1 protein-coding gene is annotated in these 1098 nt (G+C 60.6%); it reads left to right on the top strand.

What is annotated here, in order from left to right; genetic code table 11:
• On the top strand, positions 1-1098 hold a 1098-nt coding region (gene tnpC, locus FVF58_RS51105), incomplete at both ends, for an IS66 family transposase (protein ID WP_149676996.1).

Genomic DNA, 1098 nt, shown 5'->3' on the forward strand with positions numbered 1-1098 from the left:
GCGCACACTCGCAAGAAGCGTGGTCACCGCAAGCCGCTCGATCCCAATCTGCCGCGCGAGGTCATACGGTACGAACTGCCCGAAGCCGAACGCTTCTGCACGAACGACGGGCACGCGCTCGTCGAGATCGGCGCGGAGATCAGCGAGCAGCTCGATGTGATCCCCGAGCAGCTTCGGGTGATTCAACACCAGCGCGTTAAGTATGCGTGTCCGTGCTGCGATCTCGGCATCAAGGTCACACCGGCACCGCCGCGCATCATCCCGCGCGGACTGCTGAGTGATTCGGCGCTCGCATGGATCGCCACCGGCAAGTATCAGTTTGGCATGCCGCTCTATCGTCAGGCCGGTTTGCTGCGTCGCTTCGGCGGCGACATCTCGTCAAACACGATCGCCGCCAGCATGGTTCGTGTTGGCCTCGCGACTCAGCCCGTGATTAACCTGATGCGCGATGCGTTGCTCGAGACCGATCTGATCTACTGCGACGAAACGACGTTCCAGGTACTGAAAGAGAAAGGGCGAAAGCCACAAACGAAGAGCTATCTCTGGGCGCAGATGACCGGTTCGGGCATCCCCATCCGCTGCTTCAGCTATACGCCCGGACGCGGTGCCAAGCTTGCTGACAAGCTGTTCACCGGGATCCGCAAGGGCGCGGTTCTGATGACCGACGGCTACGAGCCCTACAACGACATCGCGCATCGCTACGATCTCGTGCACCTCGGATGCTGGGCGCACCTGAGACGGTACTTCATTAAAGCAGAAGACAACGTGCCGAAAGCCTCGCGCACACCTGATCTGCTCGCGACGCGCTTCATCAAGCTGATCGGCAGGTTGTTCGCCGCCGAAGCACGCAGCGAAACATGGAAGGCCGAACGACGACAGCGATTGCGACGACGATACAGTGTCCGCGTACTCGACGCGATCGAAAAGCTGATGCTCGAGCAGTCGCCCGGTGTCGTGCCGAAAAGTTTGCTCGGCAAGGCGCTGACCTATCTGCGCAAGCAGTGGCCGAAACTGATCCGCTACGTCGAGAACGGTAGTTGGCCCATCAGTAACAATCCATGCGAAAACTCGATTCGCCCGTTCTGCGTCGGGCGCCGC

It is taken from the genome of Paraburkholderia panacisoli (assembly GCF_008369935.1).
GTDB lineage: Bacteria > Pseudomonadota > Gammaproteobacteria > Burkholderiales > Burkholderiaceae > Paraburkholderia > Paraburkholderia panacisoli.